Source organism: Vibrio profundum (assembly GCF_050337555.1).
Lineage (GTDB): Bacteria > Pseudomonadota > Gammaproteobacteria > Enterobacterales > Vibrionaceae > Vibrio > Vibrio profundum.
Genome location: NZ_JAKJTA010000040.1, coordinates 1 through 920, shown reverse-complemented (window position 1 = coordinate 920; position 920 = coordinate 1). Strand labels below are relative to the sequence as shown.

General features: G+C 44.5%; 2 protein-coding genes and 1 pseudogene. 1 reads left to right on the top strand and 2 read right to left on the bottom strand.

Annotated features, from left to right (window positions below; all coding sequences use genetic code 11):
* Together L4C34_RS20350 and L4C34_RS20345 are read right to left on the bottom strand one after the other, a co-directional pair.
* Positions 1–191 (bottom strand): helix-turn-helix domain-containing protein (locus L4C34_RS20350; RefSeq protein WP_428791119.1); only part of this gene is annotated, 191 nt, incomplete at its 3' end.
* A 67-nt stretch (positions 192–258) separates the two neighbouring features.
* Positions 259–509 (bottom strand): annotated as a pseudogene (locus L4C34_RS20345) (transposase); the annotation flags it as partial.
* Positions 510–701: 192 nt separating this feature from the next.
* Here L4C34_RS20345 and L4C34_RS20340 point away from each other — a divergent pair.
* On the top strand, positions 702–920 hold a 219-nt coding region (locus tag L4C34_RS20340; protein WP_428787760.1), incomplete at its 3' end, for a transposase.

Sequence of the window (920 nt, the reverse complement as noted above, 5' to 3'; positions counted from 1 at the left end):
AGCGTTAGATGTTGTGTATTCCTTTTCCGAGGGTTGGGCTTGATGCCACCAGTCTCCCGTAGGACCGTGAATACGGTACCAGGAGCAGCATTTAAAATACGACCAATATCGCTAAAGCCTGTCCCCTGTTTCCACAGCCTGAATACTAAATCCTTTTCGTCTTGGGTAAATGTACGTTTTTCTCGTTTCATCATTCGTGTCCATGCAAATCAGTAGTTTAGTAAAACTGTTGCAATGACCACTTGAACCTACAGCGGCCTTTTTTACGATTTCTAACTCTTCTGCTTGTTCGGCCAACTGCCTTTTGAGCTTAGCGTTCTCAACAGCTAATTCTTTTCCCGTAGGCTGGTACTCGTATTCCCTTTTGCTGCTTTACGCCAACCGTAGATCTGAGATTCATGTAAGGAAAGTTGCCTTGCTGCCGCAGCCACACCGACTTTCTCTGCCAGTTTCAGGGTTTCCGCATTAAATTCAGAAGAATGAAGTATACGTTTCTTTTTGCTTTTCATGGTTCACCTCGTTAGTAATTGTACTCACTTAACTCAGTGTCCAAAACTGTTGGTACGGATCACCCATCTGTTGGTAATTGACCTAGACTATATCAATGCTTCATGCATAAAAGGGCGTTGTTGCCCAAATCGATTGAACCTTTTTCCATCCTTACGATCTGATCTTTTGAGAATGATTGTTGGGATACAAAAATGGGTAAGTCGAAAGCTAAAATCACGAACTGGAGAGCATACAACCAAGCACTCTGTCAGCGTGGCGGGGTTACTTTTTGGATTGACGATTCAGCGGTGAAAGCCTGGAAATGTATGACCCATCACGGCAAGCGAGGTCGAGGGTTTCAATACACCGACACGGCGATTGAAACCGCCCTAATGATAAAAGGTATCTTCTCTCTCCCGCTTCGTGCTCTT